Annotated in this window: 17 protein-coding genes; 11 read left to right on the forward strand and 6 right to left on the reverse strand. The window is 66.5% G+C overall.

From position 1 onward, the window contains the following. Window positions 1-29 precede the first annotated feature (29 nt). The 3 genes from VNM24_11070 to tsaB are packed head-to-tail and all read right to left on the reverse strand — an operon-like array spanning window position 30 to window position 1,890. Window positions 30-722: a uracil-DNA glycosylase gene (locus VNM24_11070; protein ID HWQ39126.1), complete on the reverse strand. Its 693-nt coding sequence runs from the start codon at window positions 720-722 to the stop codon at window positions 30-32. 35 nt (window positions 723-757) lie between these two features. Continuing rightward, a complete protein-coding gene (gene rimI, locus VNM24_11075) occupies window positions 758-1,219 on the reverse strand; it encodes a ribosomal protein S18-alanine N-acetyltransferase (protein HWQ39127.1) in 462 nt (153 codons plus the stop codon). Further along, window positions 1,216-1,890 carry a tRNA (adenosine(37)-N6)-threonylcarbamoyltransferase complex dimerization subunit type 1 TsaB gene (gene tsaB / locus VNM24_11080; GenBank protein ID HWQ39128.1) on the reverse strand — a complete coding sequence of 225 codons (675 nt, stop codon included), beginning with the start codon at window positions 1,888-1,890 and terminating at the stop codon, window positions 1,216-1,218. The genes rimI and tsaB overlap by 4 nt, the downstream gene beginning before the upstream one ends. Before the next feature lie 123 nt (window positions 1,891-2,013). Between tsaB and VNM24_11085 the strand changes: the two genes are divergently transcribed. The 9 genes from VNM24_11085 to VNM24_11125 all read left to right on the forward strand — a co-directional run bounded on the left by VNM24_11085 (window position 2,014) and on the right by VNM24_11125 (window position 12,793). Continuing rightward, on the forward strand, window positions 2,014-3,288 hold the full coding sequence (locus tag VNM24_11085; protein HWQ39129.1) for an ABC transporter substrate-binding protein: 1,275 nt from the start codon (window positions 2,014-2,016) through the stop codon (window positions 3,286-3,288). A gap of 200 nt (window positions 3,289-3,488) precedes the next feature. Then, window positions 3,489-4,757 (forward strand): ABC transporter substrate-binding protein, encoded by a 1,269-nt coding sequence (locus tag VNM24_11090; protein ID HWQ39130.1) that lies wholly within the window; start codon window positions 3,489-3,491, stop codon window positions 4,755-4,757. Window positions 4,758-4,764: 7 nt separating this feature from the next. Continuing rightward, a complete protein-coding gene (locus VNM24_11095) occupies window positions 4,765-5,631 on the forward strand; it encodes a branched-chain amino acid ABC transporter permease (protein ID HWQ39131.1) in 867 nt (288 codons plus the stop codon). Then, window positions 5,628-8,162, forward strand: coding sequence for a branched-chain amino acid ABC transporter ATP-binding protein/permease (locus VNM24_11100; GenBank protein HWQ39132.1), 2,535 nt, complete (start codon window positions 5,628-5,630; stop codon window positions 8,160-8,162). Before VNM24_11095 ends, VNM24_11100 begins: the two co-directional genes overlap by 4 nt. 81 nt (window positions 8,163-8,243) lie before the next feature. Further along, on the forward strand, window positions 8,244-9,020 hold the full coding sequence (locus VNM24_11105; GenBank protein HWQ39133.1) for an SDR family oxidoreductase: 777 nt from the start codon (window positions 8,244-8,246) through the stop codon (window positions 9,018-9,020). 74 nt (window positions 9,021-9,094) lie between these two features. After that, entirely contained in the window at window positions 9,095-10,024 is a 930-nt protein-coding gene (locus VNM24_11110) for a 3-hydroxyacyl-CoA dehydrogenase (GenBank protein ID HWQ39134.1), read from the forward strand. Next, window positions 10,021-10,593, forward strand: a complete 573-nt coding sequence (locus tag VNM24_11115) for a hypothetical protein (GenBank protein HWQ39135.1) — start codon at window positions 10,021-10,023, stop codon at window positions 10,591-10,593. The genes VNM24_11110 and VNM24_11115 overlap by 4 nt, the downstream gene beginning before the upstream one ends. 41 nt (window positions 10,594-10,634) lie before the next feature. Then, the gene (locus VNM24_11120; GenBank protein ID HWQ39136.1) at window positions 10,635-11,564 is read left to right on the forward strand and encodes a 3-keto-5-aminohexanoate cleavage protein; all 930 of its coding nucleotides are present in this window, start codon (window positions 10,635-10,637) and stop codon (window positions 11,562-11,564) included. 149 nt (window positions 11,565-11,713) lie between these two features. Beyond that, window positions 11,714-12,793: a tartrate dehydrogenase gene (locus VNM24_11125; GenBank protein ID HWQ39137.1), complete on the forward strand. Its 1,080-nt coding sequence runs from the start codon at window positions 11,714-11,716 to the stop codon at window positions 12,791-12,793. A gap of 48 nt (window positions 12,794-12,841) precedes the next feature. Here VNM24_11125 and VNM24_11130 read toward each other — a convergent pair whose 3' ends face one another. Continuing rightward, window positions 12,842-13,369: an O-acetyl-ADP-ribose deacetylase gene (locus tag VNM24_11130; GenBank protein HWQ39138.1), complete on the reverse strand. Its 528-nt coding sequence runs from the start codon at window positions 13,367-13,369 to the stop codon at window positions 12,842-12,844. Between the two features lie 69 nt (window positions 13,370-13,438). Here VNM24_11130 and ompR point away from each other — a divergent pair, with 69 nt between their 5' ends. Beyond that, window positions 13,439-14,182: a two-component system response regulator OmpR gene (ompR, locus tag VNM24_11135; protein ID HWQ39139.1), complete on the forward strand. Its 744-nt coding sequence runs from the start codon at window positions 13,439-13,441 to the stop codon at window positions 14,180-14,182. Beyond that, window positions 14,182-15,513, forward strand: a complete 1,332-nt coding sequence (locus VNM24_11140) for an ATP-binding protein (protein ID HWQ39140.1) — start codon at window positions 14,182-14,184, stop codon at window positions 15,511-15,513. Before ompR ends, VNM24_11140 begins: the two co-directional genes overlap by 1 nt. A gap of 2 nt (window positions 15,514-15,515) precedes the next feature. On the opposite strand, the gene thpR is transcribed toward VNM24_11140, so the two are convergent. Together thpR and ispF are read right to left on the reverse strand one after the other, a co-directional pair. Then, window positions 15,516-16,055: an RNA 2',3'-cyclic phosphodiesterase gene (thpR, locus tag VNM24_11145; GenBank protein ID HWQ39141.1), complete on the reverse strand. Its 540-nt coding sequence runs from the start codon at window positions 16,053-16,055 to the stop codon at window positions 15,516-15,518. Further along, on the reverse strand, window positions 16,045-16,518 hold the full coding sequence (ispF, locus tag VNM24_11150; GenBank protein ID HWQ39142.1) for a 2-C-methyl-D-erythritol 2,4-cyclodiphosphate synthase: 474 nt from the start codon (window positions 16,516-16,518) through the stop codon (window positions 16,045-16,047). Before ispF ends, thpR begins: the two co-directional genes overlap by 11 nt. Between the last annotated feature and the right edge of the window lies 1 nt (window position 16,519).

Consider the following 16,519-nt stretch of genomic DNA (forward strand, 5'->3'; position numbering starts at 1 on the left):
CTTTCTCCCGAGATGTTGTAGGGCGCCGTTTAGCTTGGGGCGCCAGGACGCGCTTTCAACGCGCGCATGGTTTCCACGGCAAGGCACAGGTCCTCCCACGCCTTGGCCTTGTCGGTGAGATTGCGCAGCAGATAGGCCGGGTGATAGGTCACGATGAGCGGCGTGCCGCGGCAGTCGTGCACGCGCCCCCTCAGGCTGCCGATGGTCGCTTCCGTACCCAGAAGATTGTTGGCCGCGACCTTGCCCAGCGCGACGATGAGCCGCGGCCGGATCAGCGCGATCTGGCGCGTCAGGTACGGCTCGCAAGCGTGGACCTCGGCCGGTTCCGGGGTGCGGTTGCCGGGCGGACGGCACTTGACGATGTTGGCGATGTAGACGTTGTGTCCGCGCTTGAGTCCGATCGCCGCCAGCATGTTGTCGAGCAGCCGGCCTGCCTGCCCGACGAAGGGCTCTCCGCGCGCGTCTTCCTCGGCACCCGGCCCTTCACCGACAAAGAGCCATTCGGCACGCTCGTCGCCGACCCCGAACACGGCTTGCGTGCGCCCCCTGTGCAGCGCGCAGCGCGTGCAGGCGGCCACCGCCGCTTTCAACTGCACCCAGTCCATGGCGGACACGTCGATGTCGCGGGCCGGTCCGGCGAGCAGATCGCGCGACGGGCTGTCCGGTTCGGGCGGCTGCGCGACGGGCGCACGCGCATTTTCGCGGCGAATCCAGAGCGGCATCAGACCCAGGGCTTCGAGTGCGCGCGTGCGCCGCCTCACAAGGCGTACCCCATCAGGATGGCATCCTCGCGTCCCGGACTGGCCGGATAGTATCCACGCCTCACGCTCACCTCACGGAAGCCGACGTCGGCGTAGAGTCGGCGCGCCGCACCGTTGGACGGCCTGACCTCGAGGAAGAGGTGATCGGCCTCGGAGCGGCGCGCGAGGTCGATGAAGTGCATGAGCAGCGCCCGGCCGTAGCCCTTGCCCTGCCAAGGCGCGGCCACGCTGAGGTTGAGCAGGTGCGCTTCCTGCACCCCGAGCATCAGCACGCCATAGCCGATCAGCTCGCCGCCGCATTCCATCACCCGGCAACCGTAGCCGGCCTCGATCGAATCGGCGAAGTTCCCGCGCGTCCAGGGGTGCGAATAGATCTCGCGCTCGATGCGGGCGATTCGGTCGAGATCGGCCTCCCGCATTGGCCGGAATCTCGGCACCCGGTCCAGCTGTGCGCTCATCGCTGTTCGTCCATCTTGAGGGCGACCTTGTCCCGGACATAGAGCGGAACCGCTCGCTCGGCGGGGACTCCGGCGCCCGCGCGCAGGATTTCGGCGCCCAGCATCGCCACTTCGCGCGCGTGCGGATGCAGGCCGTGCCGGACCTCCGCGAGCTGCGCGCCATAGCGCTGCCGCAGGCGCTCTTCATGGCGATCGAACCCGCTGCCGCAACCGAGCCAGCCGTCCCCTTCGAGCGCAGGCGCGCCGAGCGCAGTGCACAGCACCGGCGCCGACACTTCACGCACGCCGGTCTGCGTGCGCTTGTAGGCGGCGTGATAGATCTCCTCCATGCGCGCATCCAGACAGGCCACGATCTTCGACCCGCCCGCTGCCCGCGCCAGTGCCGCCAGCGTGGTCACCGGGGCAAGCGGCAATCCCGCGCCGAACGCCAGGCCCTGGGCAACGCCGCAGGCAATGCGCAATCCGGTGAACGAACCGGGACCTGCACCGAACGCGATTCCGTGCAGGTCAACGAGTTCGATCCTTGCTTCGTTGAGCACCTCGTCCACCATCGACAGGATCAGATCGGAATGGCGCTGTCCGGCGTGCGCTTCGCGCACCGACACAGCCCCCGGACACAGCAGCGCGACGCTGCAGTATTCGGTGGAGGTTTCGAGCGCGAGTACGTTCAAGAGGCGAACCGGGTGGCGTGGCAGGCGAATTCTAGCGAAACTGGATGCAAATGCCCGGCGGTATAATCGAACGAGCCGGCGAGCGCGCTCGCACGGCCAACAAGAACACTTCGGAGGAGTCCCATGAAACGCCTTGTGCAGTTCGCGGCGCTCGCCGCGGCGGTGTCGATCGCGATAATCGTCCCGGCGCACGCCCAGGACAGGATCCGGATCGGCATCATCACCTTCCTGTCCGGACCGGCCGCCGGACCATTCGGAGTGCCGGCGAAGAACGCATCCGACCTGATCGCGGAGGCGATGAACCGGGGCGGCGTCATTCCCGGCTACGGGACCCGCGGTCTTGGCGGCAAGCAGATCGAGCTGGCGTATGTCGACGAGGCCGGCGGCCCGACCAAGGTCGTCACCGAATATCGCAACCTGGTCAGCCGCCAGAACGTCGACCTGGTGATCGGCGTCATTTCCAGCGGCGATTGCCTCGCGGTGGCACCGGTCGCCGAAGAACTGAAGAAGTTCACGGTGCTCTTCGACTGCTCCACCAACCGCATCTTCGAAGAGGCCTCCTACAAGTACGTGTTCCGCACCACGACGATGGCCACGCAGGAGAACGTCGCCGCGGCGCGCTATGTTGCCGAGCACTATCCCGACCTGAAGACGTTCTCCGGCATCAACCCGAACTATGCGTGGGGCCAGGATGCCTGGGCCGACTTCACCGAAGCGATGAAGATCCTGAAACCCGGGGCGCAGATCGCGACCAACGTCACGCCCAAGCTCGGGGCCGGCCAGTACAGCACCGAGATTTCCGCACTCCTGGGCAGCGGTGCCGAGATCATCCAGAACTCGCTGTGGGGCGGAGACCTCGAAGCCTACATCCTGCAGGCGGCCCCGCGCGGTCTGCTCGCGCGCATGCCGAACATCATGATCACCGGGGAAACCGTGCTCGAGCGTCTGGGCGACCAGTTGCCCGACGGCACCATGATCGGGGCGCGCGGACCCAACGGACCATTCGCGCCGTCCACCCCGCTCAACAACTGGTTCAGGAAGGCCTACCAGGAGCGCTTCGGGATGATGCCGGTGTACGCTTCCTATCACATGGCCACCGCTTTTCTCGGCGTCAAGGCCGCGTGGGAAAAAGCGCAGGCGGCCGCGGGCGGCAAGCAACCCACCATCGATCAGGTGATTGCGGCGTTCGAATACCTCAAGTTCGACTCGGTCGCCGGCACCGTGGACATGTCCCTCGGCAAAGGACACCAGGCGGTTCAGCACGTGCCTTACGGCACGGTGAAGAAAGTCGGCGGCAAGGTCACGCTCATCAACGTCAAGTACTACCCGCCGGAGCAGATCAGCCCACCCGACGGGATGAAGAGCGTCGAATGGATCCGATCGGGCTTCAAACGCTGAAGCCGCGTTCACCACGGAAGCGCAGAGAAGTTGAACGGACCGATTGACCCAGAGACTACAAGGCATATAGCAACACCGGCAACCACGCAATCGAATCGCGATTGCCCGGGTGTCTCGGCGCCCTGGTGGCCGAGCTCTTGTCTTCTCGTTCGGCAATCTGTCTCTGTGCCGGTGTGGTGGCTCTTTTCTGGGAGGAGAACATGAAAGACAAGATCAGTTCACCGGCCTCGGCCGGCCGGCGTGAGGCAATCAAGGCGGCCGCCGCATTGTCGGTCGTGCCACTGCTGGGTTTTCCGGCGGTGCTGCGCGCCCAGGGCGACGCCATCAGGCTGGGCCACCTCACGCCGCGCACCGGATTTCTCGGGCAGGTCGGCGAGTACGGCTTCAAGGGTGCGACACTTGCCGTGGAGGAAGCCAATGCGCGCGGCGGCGTTCTCGGTCGCAGGATCGAGCTGATCGCCGAGGACAGCGTCAATCCGCAGACCGCGGTGAACAAGGCGCAGAAGCTCATCGAGCGCGACAGGGTCATCTGTCTGATCGGAGAGATCAGCTCGGCTTCGGGGCTGGCGATCGGCGAGCAGGCGCAGCGCTACAAGATCCCTTTCTTCAACACCGGCTGCAATTCGGACGCACTGCGCGGCTCCAACTGCAAGCGCTACATGTTCCACATCGAAGGCAGCAACACCATGTACACGAAAACCATCGGTACCTGGCAGTTGCAGAAGAACCTCATCAAGGGCGCGCGCTGGGCCTTTCTCACCGCCGACTATGCCTTCGGCCACGATCTGTACAAGGTGTCCTCGCGCTTCCTCGAGGAGCACGGCGGCATCATCCTGAACAACGATTTCGTGCCGACCAACACCGCAGACTACAGCGCCTACATCCTGAAGCTGCGCCAGCTCAAGCCCGACTTCGTCTATCTCAATCTGGCGGGCGTGGACCAGACCACCTTCCTCAAGCAGTACCGGGAGTACAACCTGCCCTACGAGCTGGCCGGCGGCGTCATGGACACCGCCCCGTTCTGGGCGGCCGGGCTGGAAAACCTCTCCGGGCACTGGCAGAGCCTGTGGTATCACGGCCTGACCGTGCCGGCCTCCCGGACTTTCACCGAGCGCTTCGTGAAGAAGTTCGGACATCCGCCGGAGAACCAGGCGTGGGGCGATTACGTCGGGGTGCGCATCGTCCTGCAGACGGTGGCCGAAACGAAGAGCACCGAGCCACGCCGACTCATCGAGCACCTGGAGAAAGGCGCCGAATTCGATCTGCTCAAGGCACGCAAGGGCAGGTTCCGGGACTGGGATCACCAGTTGCTCCAGGAAATGTACGTCGTCAAGGTCAAGGACAAGTCCCGCTCGAAGGACAAGTGGGACATCTTCGACCTGGTCGAAACGGTGCCCGACGCTAAGGGCTCCCTCGAGCTGATCCAGCCTACGCAGGCCGAGAATCCCTGCGACATGCCAGCCGCCTGAGTTCTCGGTGCTGCTGCTCGAGCAGATCGTCAACGGCCTGCTGGTCGGGTCCTACTACATCCTGCTCTCGCTCGGACTGTCGCTGATCTTCAGCCTGGGCGGGGTGGTCAATCTCGCACACGGCGCGTTCTACGCCGTGGGCGCCTATCTGGCCTGGGAGATCGAGAAGCGCGCCGGCTTCTTCGGGGCGATGGGCCTGTCGCCGGTGGGGGTGGCGCTGATCGGCATGCTGGTCGAACGCTTTGCCCTGCGTCGCCTCTACAGCAAGGACCCGATGCTCGGGCTGCTGTTCACCTTCGGCCTGGCGCTGACCGCGGAACAGGCGCTGCGCATCGTCTGGGGCAGCACCGGCCTGCCGTTCGCCATGCCCGATGCCCTGCGCGGCCAGCTCATCCTCGGCGACTTCATCTACTCCTATTACCGTCTGTTCATGCTGGCGGTGGCCGCGCTCGGCGTGGCGGGCTGCTGGCTGCTGCTGAACAAGACCGCCTTCGGCATGGTGGTGCGCGCCGGCACGCGCGACCCGGAAATGGTGCGGGCGTTGGGAATCAACCTGCGCCCGACGCTGACCGCCGTGTTCGCGCTCGGCGTCGCGCTGGCGGGCCTGGCCGGCGTGCTCTCGGCCCCGCTTGCCGGCGTGCAGCCGGCCATGGGCACCGAGATTCTCACGGCGACCTTCGTGGTCGTCGTCATCGGCGGGCTGGGCAGCTTCTGGGGCGTGGTGCTGGCCGGCCTGCTGGTGGGCGCGGTGCGCGGCGTGACGATCTACTTCTATCCCCCCGCTGCCGAAGCCTCGATGTATCTGCTGATGATCCTGCTGCTGCTCCTGCGGCCGCGCGGACTGATGGGCGAACGCTTCGAGAAATTCGAATGAGCCCCGCCCGGCTGCTGCGCCATCCGCTCGCCATCGCCGCGATCGGCATCGTCCTGCTGCCGTATTTCGTGCTGGCAACCGGCTTCACCTATTCGACCGCGACCGAGATCGCGTTGATGGCGATGGTGGCGCTCGGCTTCAACCTGCTGCTCGGCTACACCGGCCTGCTTTCGTTCGGTCACGGCCTGTTCTTCGGCATCGCCGCCTATAGCGCGACGCTGTCGCAGATCCACTGGTTCCGCGACAGCTTCTTTCTGCCCCTGCTGACGGCCGTGGCGCTCGGCGTGCTCCTCGGCCTGGTGGTCGGATTTCTGGTCCTGCGCCGGCGCGGCGTTTACTTTTCGCTCATCACGCTGGCCTTCACCGCGCTGGTGTTCTACATCGCTTTTCGCTGGACCTCGTTCACCGGCGGGGAGAACGGTCTGTCCGGCATCCAGCGCCCGGTGGTGCTGGGGCTCGATCTGGATTCCGCGCAGGTGTACTACTGGTTCTGCTGCGCGATCGTGCTGCTCGTGATGTACGCCCTGCTGCGCGTGGTGCACTCTCCGCTGGGGTCGGTACTGAAGGCCATCCGCGAAAACGAGACGCGCGCACGTTTCGTGGGCTATCCGGTCGGCCGCTTCAAGCTGGCGGCATTCGTGATTTCGGCAACGGTGACCAGCCTGGGCGGAGCGCTCACGGCCTTTCTCAAGCTTTTCGTGTCCGCAGACTTCGTGCATCCCAACTTCTCGGGCGAAATACTGGCCATGACGATCTTCGGCGGCGTGGGCAGCTTTCTCGGACCGGCCCTGGGCGCCTTCGCGTATCTGATGATGCGCGCGGTGCTCTCCGCCTATACCGACGCCTGGCAATTCTGGTTCGGCCTGATGTTCATGGGCTTCATCCTGTTCTCGCCGCTCGGGCTGGTGGGCATCGGGCAGCGGCTGCTCGCGCCGCTGCTGCCACGGCGCACGGTGGCCGGCGCCATGGCGCAGCGGGTCGTGCCGCAACCGGGGCAGTCGGTTCCCGATTTCCTAAAGGTTCACGCACCCGGTCACGGCCGCATTCTCGCGTGCCAGGCAGTGACCAAGCGCTTCGGGGATTTCGCCGCGGTGGATCGCGTCGACTTCGAGCTGGAGGATCGCCGGCTGCATGCCTTGATCGGACCCAACGGGGCAGGCAAGACCACGCTGTTCAACGCGATCTCGGGCATGTTCGCACCCGACGCCGGTGCGATCCGGTTGGGCGGGCAGCGCATCGAAGGCCGATCCGCGGACGAGGTCGTGGCGCGCGGGCTTGCGCGCTCGTTCCAGATCACCAGCCTGTTCCTGAACCTCACCGTGTGGGAAAACCTGCGCCTGGCTTGCCAGGCGCGCGATCCGCAGCGCCTGAACGCCTGGAAGGCAGCGGACGCGCTGACCGGGGTCAATGGCGAGACGCGCGAACTGGTGCGCTTTCTCGGGCTGGAAGGCCTGGAGCAGGCCGCCGCGGCGGATTTGTCCTACGGCGGTCAACGACTGGTGGAGATCGGACTGGCCCTGGCCACGCGCCCGCGCGTGCTGCTGCTCGACGAACCCCTGGCGGGGCTCGCGGCCGCGGAACGCGAACGCATCAGCCGGTTGATCCGCGGGCTCACCGAGCACATGGCCGTGCTGCTGGTCGAGCACGACATCGACCGTGTCTTCGACATGGCCGACCGCATCACCGTGATGAACGAAGGCAGGGTGCTGGTCGAAGGCGACAGCCGGACGGTGCGCACTCATCCCGAGGTTCAGCGCGTCTACATCGGCAGCGGACACGCGCACCTGGCGGCGCGCCGGAGCGCGCGCGAACGGACCCCCGAGCGCGCCTTGCTGGCTCTGGAAGGCGTCAACACCTTCTATGGCAAGAGCCACATCCTGCACGACGTCTCGCTCGTCGTACGCGAGAAGGAAGTGACCGCGCTGCTCGGACGCAACGGTGCCGGCAAGTCCTCCACCTTCAAGAGCATCCTGGGCATCGCGCGCCCCGCTTCCGGGAAAATCGAGTTCGACGGCCGGCTCATCTCCGGGCAGACGCCCGAGAAAATCGCGCGCCTTGGCATCGGACTGGTGCCGCAGGGCCGCAGGCTGTTCTCCGGCCTGACGGTGGAGGAAAATCTGCGCCTGGGCGCCCTCGCGCGCCGGACAGGCGCCGGGCTGATGTGGGATCGCGAAAAAATCTACCAGTATTTCCCGCGCGTGCGCGAGAAGCTGCACACCAGGGCGGACCAGCTCTCCGGCGGCGAACAGCAGATGGTGGCGATCGCGCGTGCCCTGTCCGGCAACGTGAAGCTGCTGCTGCTCGACGAGCCGTTCGAGGGGCTGTCCCCGGCCATGGTCGAGGAAGTGTTTCGCACCATCGAGAATCTGCGGCGGGAAGTGTCGATATTGATCATCGAGCATCATCTCGACCTGGTGCTGGCACTGGCCGACCGCGCCTACGTGCTCGATCGCGGCTACGTCTCGCACGAAGGCCCGGCCGAGCCGCTGCTCACGGACCTGGAGTTCCGCAAGCAGGTTCTATGGCTTTGATGGCGCGATCCACCGCGCCGGCATGCAGACGCGAAGTAGAGCCAGACACGACCACCGAGGCACGAGCTTGAAAGACACACCATGGAACTGACGGTTAAAGGACAACGGGTACTGATCACGGCCGGCGGAGCCGGGATCGGCCGGGCGATGACCGAGGTGTTTCACGAGGCCGGCGCCCGGGTCCACCTCTGCGATGTCGTGCAGGCTTCTCTGGACGACACCCTCGCGGCCTGCCCGGGCGTGACGGCCACATTGGCCGACGTCTCGAACCTCGCTGACGTGCAGCGCATGTTCGCCGACGTGCAGAAGCATCTCGGTGGTCTCGATTGCCTGATCAACAACGCGGGCATCGCGGGCCCCACCGGAAAGGTGGAGGAGATCGCAGTCGAGGACTGGGAGCGCTGCATCGCCGTGGACCTGAACGGCATGTTCTACTGCACGCGCCTCGCAGTGCCCATGCTCAAGGCCGCGGGCGGCGGATCGATCATCAATCTTTCCTCGGCGGCCGGCCGGCTGGGGTTTCCCTACCGCACGCCCTACGCCGCGGCAAAATGGGGCGTGGTCGGGTTCAGCAAGAGCCTGTCGATGGAACTCGGTGCGGACAATATCCGGGTCAACGCCATCCAGCCCGGAGTGGTCGAGGGCGATCGCATCAACCGCGTGATCGAGGCCAAGGCCAGGGCCGTGGGCATCAGCTTCGAAGAACAGAAGCGCATTGCGCTCGAGCGGGTCTCCATGCGCAAGATGGTGAGCCCGTACGACATCGCCAACATGGCGCTCTACCTGGCGTCCCCGGCGGGAGCGAATATCACCGGGCAGGCGATCTCCGTGTGCGCCGGCGTCGAGATGCTGGGTTAGCCACCGGGGGCACGCGGAGAAGACCCAGAGCCACGTCAAGCGCGGGATCGCGCTTCGGTTTCATTGGAGAGGAAATGGAAAAAATCGCAATCATCGGGTCGGGACTGATCGGGCGCGCATGGGCGATGGTATTCGCCCGGGCCGGCCATCCCGTGAAGGTCTACGACAACGATCCCGGCGCATTGGACCAGGCGTTCGCGCTGATCGATCAAGGGTTGCGCGAGCTGCGCAGCGCCGGCTTGATCACCGAAGATCCGAGCACCGTGCTGCGGCGTATTTCCGGCAGCGCGACGCTAGCCCAAGCGGTGGAAGACGCCGACTACGTCCAGGAGAACACCGCCGAGCGGCTCGATGTCAAGCGCGAGGTGTATCGGCAGCTCGACGAGGCGGCGCCTGCCCACTGCATCCTGGCCAGTTCCACTTCGACCATTCAGACCTCCCGTTTCAGCGAAGGTCTCGACGGGCGGCATCGCTGCATCGTCGCCCACCCTGTCAATCCCCCGCACCTAGTGCCGGTCGTGGAAATTTCGCCCGCCCCATGGACCGCTCCGGAAGTGGTAGCCCGGACGCGCGCACTGCACGAGAAAGTCGGCCAGGTGCCGATCACGGTCGCGCGCGAGATCGAAGGATTCATCTTGAACCGCCTGCAGGCGGCGTTGCTCAACGAGGCCTGGCGGCTGGTAAAGGAGGACTATGTGAGCGTCGAAGACCTGGACAAATGCATCCGGGACGGTCTGGGACTGCGCTGGTCGTTCATGGGGCCGTTCGAGACGATCGATCTGAACGCGCCCGGCGGCATTTCCGACTATGCGCGGCGCTACGGTCCCGTGCTCTACCAGATGATGAAGGACGTAAGGTACGAACCCTGGGACCATGCGTTGGTCGCGCGCATCGAAGCGCAGCGGCGCCGGCTACTGCCGCAGGCGGAACACGCCCAGCGCGAAGCCTGGAGAGACCGCAGGCTGATGGCGCTGATCGCCCACAAGCGGAGCCAGCCTCAATGAAGCGGGCGCTGCCCGTCTGCGTGCTGCTCGCGGGCGCGCTCTGCGGGCCCGTCCTGGGCGAGAAGCAGCCTGCGCTCGAAGACACTCGCGCGATCTATGCACTCAACCTGTTCGGCGCGGCCTGCATGGCGAACCTGGGCGACGCAGACAGGATTTCGGCCTGGGCCGGGTTAGAAGCGCTCGCGCCGCTCGACCCCGGCGAGGTAGCGCTGCTGCTCGCGGGAAAGCCCGGCCATGGCTGGAACGCCTCCGGTCCGAACGGCGAGGCGTTGCTCCTGCTGGGCGAGGACGGCGTGTGCTCGGTGTGGGCGCGCCGGGCCGCCGCCGCCCAGACCCAGGCCTGGGTGCGCGCGATGATGCAGCAGGCAGGCGCCGATGGAACGCGCGCCGAACTGGTCGAGGATCGCCTGCTGGACGGCCGCGGCGGCCAGTACCGGCTGGTGGCCTTTCGCCTGTCGTCGACCGGCAGCCCGCGGCAGTTCCTGCTGTCCTGCGCGACGACCGAGGCCGACAACGAGCAAGTGGCCGCCCAGCTCATGCTGAGCGTGGGCGAGATCCGACCGCGCTGAAGGCGCGCGAGCGTAACCGATGATCGAAAGCGGAGGCTCCGATGGCTGAGCGAAAAGTAATCATCACCTGCGCCGTGACGGGCGCGATCCACACTCCGTCCATGTCGCCCTATCTCCCGGTGACCCCGGAAGAGATCGCCGAGGCTGCAATCGGCGCCGCGCAGGCCGGCGCGGCCATCGTGCACCTGCACGCGCGCGACCCGAACGACGGCCGGCCGACGCAGGATCCGAAAGTGTTCCTGCAGTTTCTCCCACGGATCAAGGCCGCGAGCGACGTGGTGATCAACCTCACCACCGGCGGCGCCCCGACCATGACGGTGGAGGAACGGCTGCAGCCGGCGCTGCAACTGAAGCCGGAAGTCGCCTCGCTGAACATGGGCTCGATGAACTTCGGCCTCTACGAAATGCTGGCGCGATACAAGGAGTTCAAATACGGCTGGGAAAAGCCCTATCTCGCCGCCTCCGACGAGCGCATCTTCAAGAACACGTTCAAGGACATCGCCTACATCCTGGAATCGTGCAGCAGCAACAACACGCGGTTCGAGGTGGAGTGCTACGACATCGGACATCTGTACAGCGCCGCGCATTTTCTCGATCGCGGTCTCATCCAGCCGCCGCTGTTCATCCAGTCGGTCTTCGGCATTCGCGGCGGCATCGGTCCGCATCCCGAGGACGTCCTGCACATGAAGCGTACGGCGGATCGGCTGTTCGGTGACCAGTACCAGTGGTCGGTGCTCGGCGCGGGCCGCAACCAGATGTTCGTCGCGACGCAGTCGGCGGTGTTGGGCGGCAATGTGCGCGTGGGTCTCGAAGACAGTCTCTGGATCGGCAAGGGAGAACTGGCCAGGTCCAACGCGCACCAGGTCTCCAAGATCCGCCGCATCCTCGAGGAACTGGGGCTCGCGATCGCCACGCCCGAGGATGCCCGCCGCATTCTCAAGCTCAAGGGCCGGAACAACGTCAACTTCTGAAACCGGAACGAACCGCCCAGCACCATGGCAACAGGCCAGCGCAACGGCAAGTGGATGTGTTACACCCGAAGGAAGCGGCGCCATCCCGCGGCCGCTCCGCATGGTCGAGCTCCCTGGCGCCTTGCGGTCCCGGTGGTCCATTCAACAACATGAAGACCTACCAGATCGCCGCGATTCCGGGTGATGGCATCGGCACCGAAGTGATCGAAGCCGGCATTTGCGTACTGGAGGCGCTCGTGCGCGCCGACGGCAGCTTCGGCCTGGAATTCACACGCTTTCCCTGGGGCAGCGACTACTACCTGCGCCACGGCGAGATGATGCCGAAAGACGCGCTGGAAACCCTCAAGTTTTTCGACGCGATCTATTTCGGCGCGGTGGGCTCCACCGAGGTCCCCGACCATGTCACCCTCTGGGGCCTGCGGCTCGCCATCTGCCAGGGCTTCGACCAGTATGCGAACGTACGACCCTCGCGCGTGCTCCCCGGCATCGAGCCTCCCCTGAAGCTGGCCTCGCCGGCCGATCTCGACTGGGTGATCGTGCGCGAGAACTCCGAGGGCGAATATTCCGGCCAGGGCGGTCGCTCGCACCGCGGGCTGCCCGGCGAAGTCGCGACCGAGGTCGCGATATTCACACGCAAAGCGGTGGAGCGCATCCACCGCTTCGCCTTCGAGCTGGCCCGCAGCCGGCCGCGCAGGCAGCTCACCCTGATCACCAAGTCCAACGCCCAGCGCCACGGCATGGTCATGTGGGACGAGGTCTTTTGGGAGGTCTCGGCCGACTACCCCGACGTGAAGACCGAGCGCACGCTGGTCGATGCCGCCACGATGCGCATGGTTCTGCGCCCAGCCTCGCTCGACGTGATGGTCGCGACCAACCTGCACGCCGATATCCTGTCAGACCTCGCGGCCGCCCTCTCCGGCAGCCTCGGCATCGCGCCCACCGCCAACCTCAATCCGGAACGCAGTTTTCCGTCGATGTTCGAGCCGATCCACGGCTCTGCGTTCGACATCGCCGGCCGGGGAATCGCCAATCCGATCGGCGCCTTCTGGAGCGCGGTCATGATGCTCGAGCATCTCGGCGAACCGCGCGCCGCCGCACGGCTCATGTCGGCGATCGAAGCGGTGAGCGCACAGCGGATCTTCACACCGGATCTGGGCGGCGGCGCCAGCACCCGGGAAGTGACCGACGCCGTGATCCGCAACGTCTCAGCCACCGCGCCGCACCGTTGACTTCCGTGCTCCGCGCATCCGGTCCTGTGTGGCGCGCGCTCATAGAGCTCAGCGCCTTTCCCTCGACCGCTCCAGCGCCGCCTTGCAGGCGGCGAGCGCTTCGTCCCCGAAGCAGACGCAGCGCACTTCCTCCAGGGTGGCGTCGGTCTCCAGAAAGTCCGAAATCTCCCGCAGGGCCACCCCGCTCGCGGCCTCGAGCGGATACCCATAGGCCCCGGTACTGATCAAGGGAAAGGCGAGCGTGCGCACCTCGTGCTCCACCGCGAGGCGCAGGCTGTTGCGATAGCAGGCGGCAAGCAATTCGGGCTCGCCGTGCCGTCCACCGCGCCACACCGGCCCGACCGTATGAATGATCCATCGGGCCGGAATCCGGAAGCCGGGCGTAATGCGCGCCTCCCCGACGGGGCAGCCGCCCAGCTTCCGGCAGTACTCGCGCAGCTCGGGCCCGGCCGCGCGGTGGATCGCGCCGTCCACCCCGCCTCCGCCCAGCAAGGTGCTGTTGGCTGCATTCACGATGGCGTCCACCCGCTGACGGGTGATGTCGCCCTGGACGATGTGGATACGGGGGTGCTCCATGCGAGCACGATAGCGCGCGGCGCCGGCCACCGGCAATGCGGCCGAACCTCTGCTTTTATAATCCCGCCCATGCAGACCGGAGCGAGCGTTTCCACGGCGGCGACCGTACTGGTCGTCGACGACGACCAGCGGCTGCGCGAGCTGCTCGATCGCTATCTGGGCGAACAGGGATTCGGCGTGCGCACCGTTGCCGACGGCGCGGCGATGGATCGGGTCATGAGCAAGGAGAACGTCGACATGATCATCCTCGACCTGATGCTGCCGGGCGAGGACGGCATGTCGATCTGCCGTCGGCTGCGCGCAGCCGGCCGGCGCGTGCCGATCATCATGCTCACCGCGCGGGGCGACGAAGCCGACCGCATCGCCGGGCTGGAGATCGGAGCCGACGACTATTTGCCCAAGCCCTTCAACCCGCGCGAGCTGGTGGCGCGGATCAAGGCGGTGCTGCGCCGCCAGTCGCCCGCGTCGACGTTGCCCGGCGCGCCGGACGACAGCAAGGCGCCGGTCCGATTCGGCCCCTTCGAGCTGAACATCGCCAACCGCACGCTGACCAAGGCGGGCAAGCCGCTCGGGCTTACCACCGGCGAGTTCGCCATGCTCAAGGCGCTGGCGACGCATCCGCGCGTGCCGCTGTCGCGCGACAAGCTGATGGAGCTGGCGCGCGGGCGCGAGTACGGCGTGTTCGACCGCTCGATCGACGTCCAGGTCTCCCGGCTGCGCAAGCTCCTGGAAGAGGATCCGGCCAACCCGCGCTACATCCAGACGGTCTGGGGCGTAGGCTACGTCTTCGTGCCCGACGACGAGCAGCCGTGATGCGCCTGCACTGGCTACCGCAGTCCCTGCTTTCGCGTTCGATGCTGCTGATCGCCGCGCTGCTGGTGGTAAGTCAGCTCATCTGGTTCGGCCTGTACCGCACCTACAACGTGCGCACGCAATCGGAGTACCTGGCCACGCAGATCGCGAGCGTGCTGGCCACGGTGAGCGCCGCGCTGGAAACCATGCCCGCGGCCTCGCGCCGGCGCTTTTCGGAAAAGCTCCCCTCGCAGCACAATATCCGGCTGCTCCCGGCCACGGCCTGGGAGAACGGCGAGGTCGCGCTGCCGGAATCGCCGCTGCTGCGCGCCATCGGTGCGGAGCTCAAGCGCCAGCTGGGCAGCGATGCCGAGGCGCTGGTCATGCTGGAAGACGCCACGCGCGCGCTCTGGATCAAGATCCAGGTGCGCAACCAGGCCTACTGGGTCGTCTTCCCGCCGGGTTCGCGTGGTTCCGCCTCGGTGTGGGCCTGGGCGGGCTGGTCGTTCTTCGGCCTGACGCTCGCGATCGTGGGTGCCTACGTGCTGATGCTGCGCGTGAACCGCCCGCTGCGCGCGCTCACCGAAGCCGCTGAGCACGTCGGCGCGGGCAAAAGTCCGCCTCCACTGCCGGAAACCGGGCCGATCGAGATCCGCACGCTCTCGCGGGCGTTCAACCGCATGTCGGAGAACCTCAAGCAGCTCGACCAGGAACGCGCCGTTCTGCTGGCGGGCATCTCGCACGATCTGCGCACCCCGCTGTCGCGATTGAGGCTGGGCGTGGAGATGCTGCGGGAAAACGACAACGACCCGTTGCGCGAGGGAATGATCCGCGACATCGAGGACATGGATGCCATCATCAACCAGTTCCTCGATTTCGCGCGCGACGGCGGCGAGGAACCCATGCGCTGCGGCGAAGACCTGAACCAGATCGTGGCCAGCATCTGCAGCCGCTACGCCCGCATGGGCCGGCCGATCCGCGCCCGGTTGCAGCCGTTGCCGCCCATGATGCTCAAGCCCACCGCCACCCAGCGCATGGTAACCAACCTCGTGGACAATGCGGCCCGTTACGGCAATGGCGAGATCGAGGTGCGCACCGAGCGCGAAGGAGACAAGGCGATCGTGCGGGTGCTGGATCGCGGCCCGGGCATCCCGCAGGAGGAAGTGCAGCGGGTGATGCGCCCCTTCACCCGGCTGGAAGCCTCACGAGGCGGCGGAACCGGTTCCGGATTGGGGCTGGCGATCGTGGAGCGCGCCGCGCGGTTGCACGGCGGCGAAGTGCGTCTGCTCGCCCGTGCCGGCGGCGGGCTCGAGGCGCGCCTCGAGCTGCCCATCGAGCAGAAAGCCGCCTGAGCTTACGAACCGAGCGGCCAGCCGGCGAGCTCGCTGTAACTGGACCCTTCGGGACCGAGCTCGGAGCGCGCCAGAACCAGACGATCGACGACCCAGTTGAGCGCCTCGCCGGGTTGCCAGTGCAGGGGCGCGCACAGCGCCTTGCGCACCAGGGTGATGTGAGGCGCGAATTCGCGCTGCTCGATCGGAAAGCTTTCTTGCAGCAGTTTCTCGCGCAGCCGCAGCGCCAGGCTCCGGAGCGCGTCCGGGATTTCCCGGCTGCCTGCCCAGGCCACGCCGCTGTGAGGCCAGCAACCGACGCGGTCGATCGTCAGCTCGAATGCAGTCCCGTCGATCCTCTCGCCGATACCGCGCAGCGCGTCCAGGCGCCGGGCCTCGGTGTCGCCCAGAAAGGCCAGCGTCAAGTGAATGTTTTCCCTGCGCGTCGGGCGTCCACCCAGTTCGCGCTGCAATCTCCGGCCCCAGGCCGCGAGCGCGGCCTGAAGCGGCGGACCTGGCCACAGGGCGAAGAACAGACGCAGCGGAGGCGATTCACCAGGCATCGAGCAGAACGATCGCCTCGGCCGCAATGCCTTCGCCCCGGCCGGCGAATCCCAGCCGCTCGGTGGTCTTGGCCTTCAGGTTCACTTGCGAGCGGCGTACTCCGAGATCGGCCGCGATGTTGGCGATCATGGCCGGGATGTGGTCGGCCAGCTTCGGCGCCTGGGCGATGATCGTCGAATCCACGTTCACCACCCGGTATCGCTCGCGCGCGAGCAGCGCGGCGACCCGGCGCAGCAGCTCGCGGCTGTCGGCTCCGGCATACCGCGGATCGGTGTCCGGAAAATGCCGCCCGATATCACCCAGGGCCGCCGCACCGAGCAAGGCGTCGCTGATGGCGTGCAACAGGACGTCCGCATCCGAGTGTCCGGCCAGGCCCTTGTCGAACGCGATGCGCACTCCGCCGATGATCAGCGCTCTGCCTTCCACCAGCGCGTGTACGTCGAATCCCTGTCCGATTCTCATG

The sequence above is a fragment of the Burkholderiales bacterium genome, assembly GCA_035560005.1.
In the GTDB taxonomy this organism is placed as follows: domain Bacteria; phylum Pseudomonadota; class Gammaproteobacteria; order Burkholderiales; family Eutrophovitaceae; genus DASRFY01.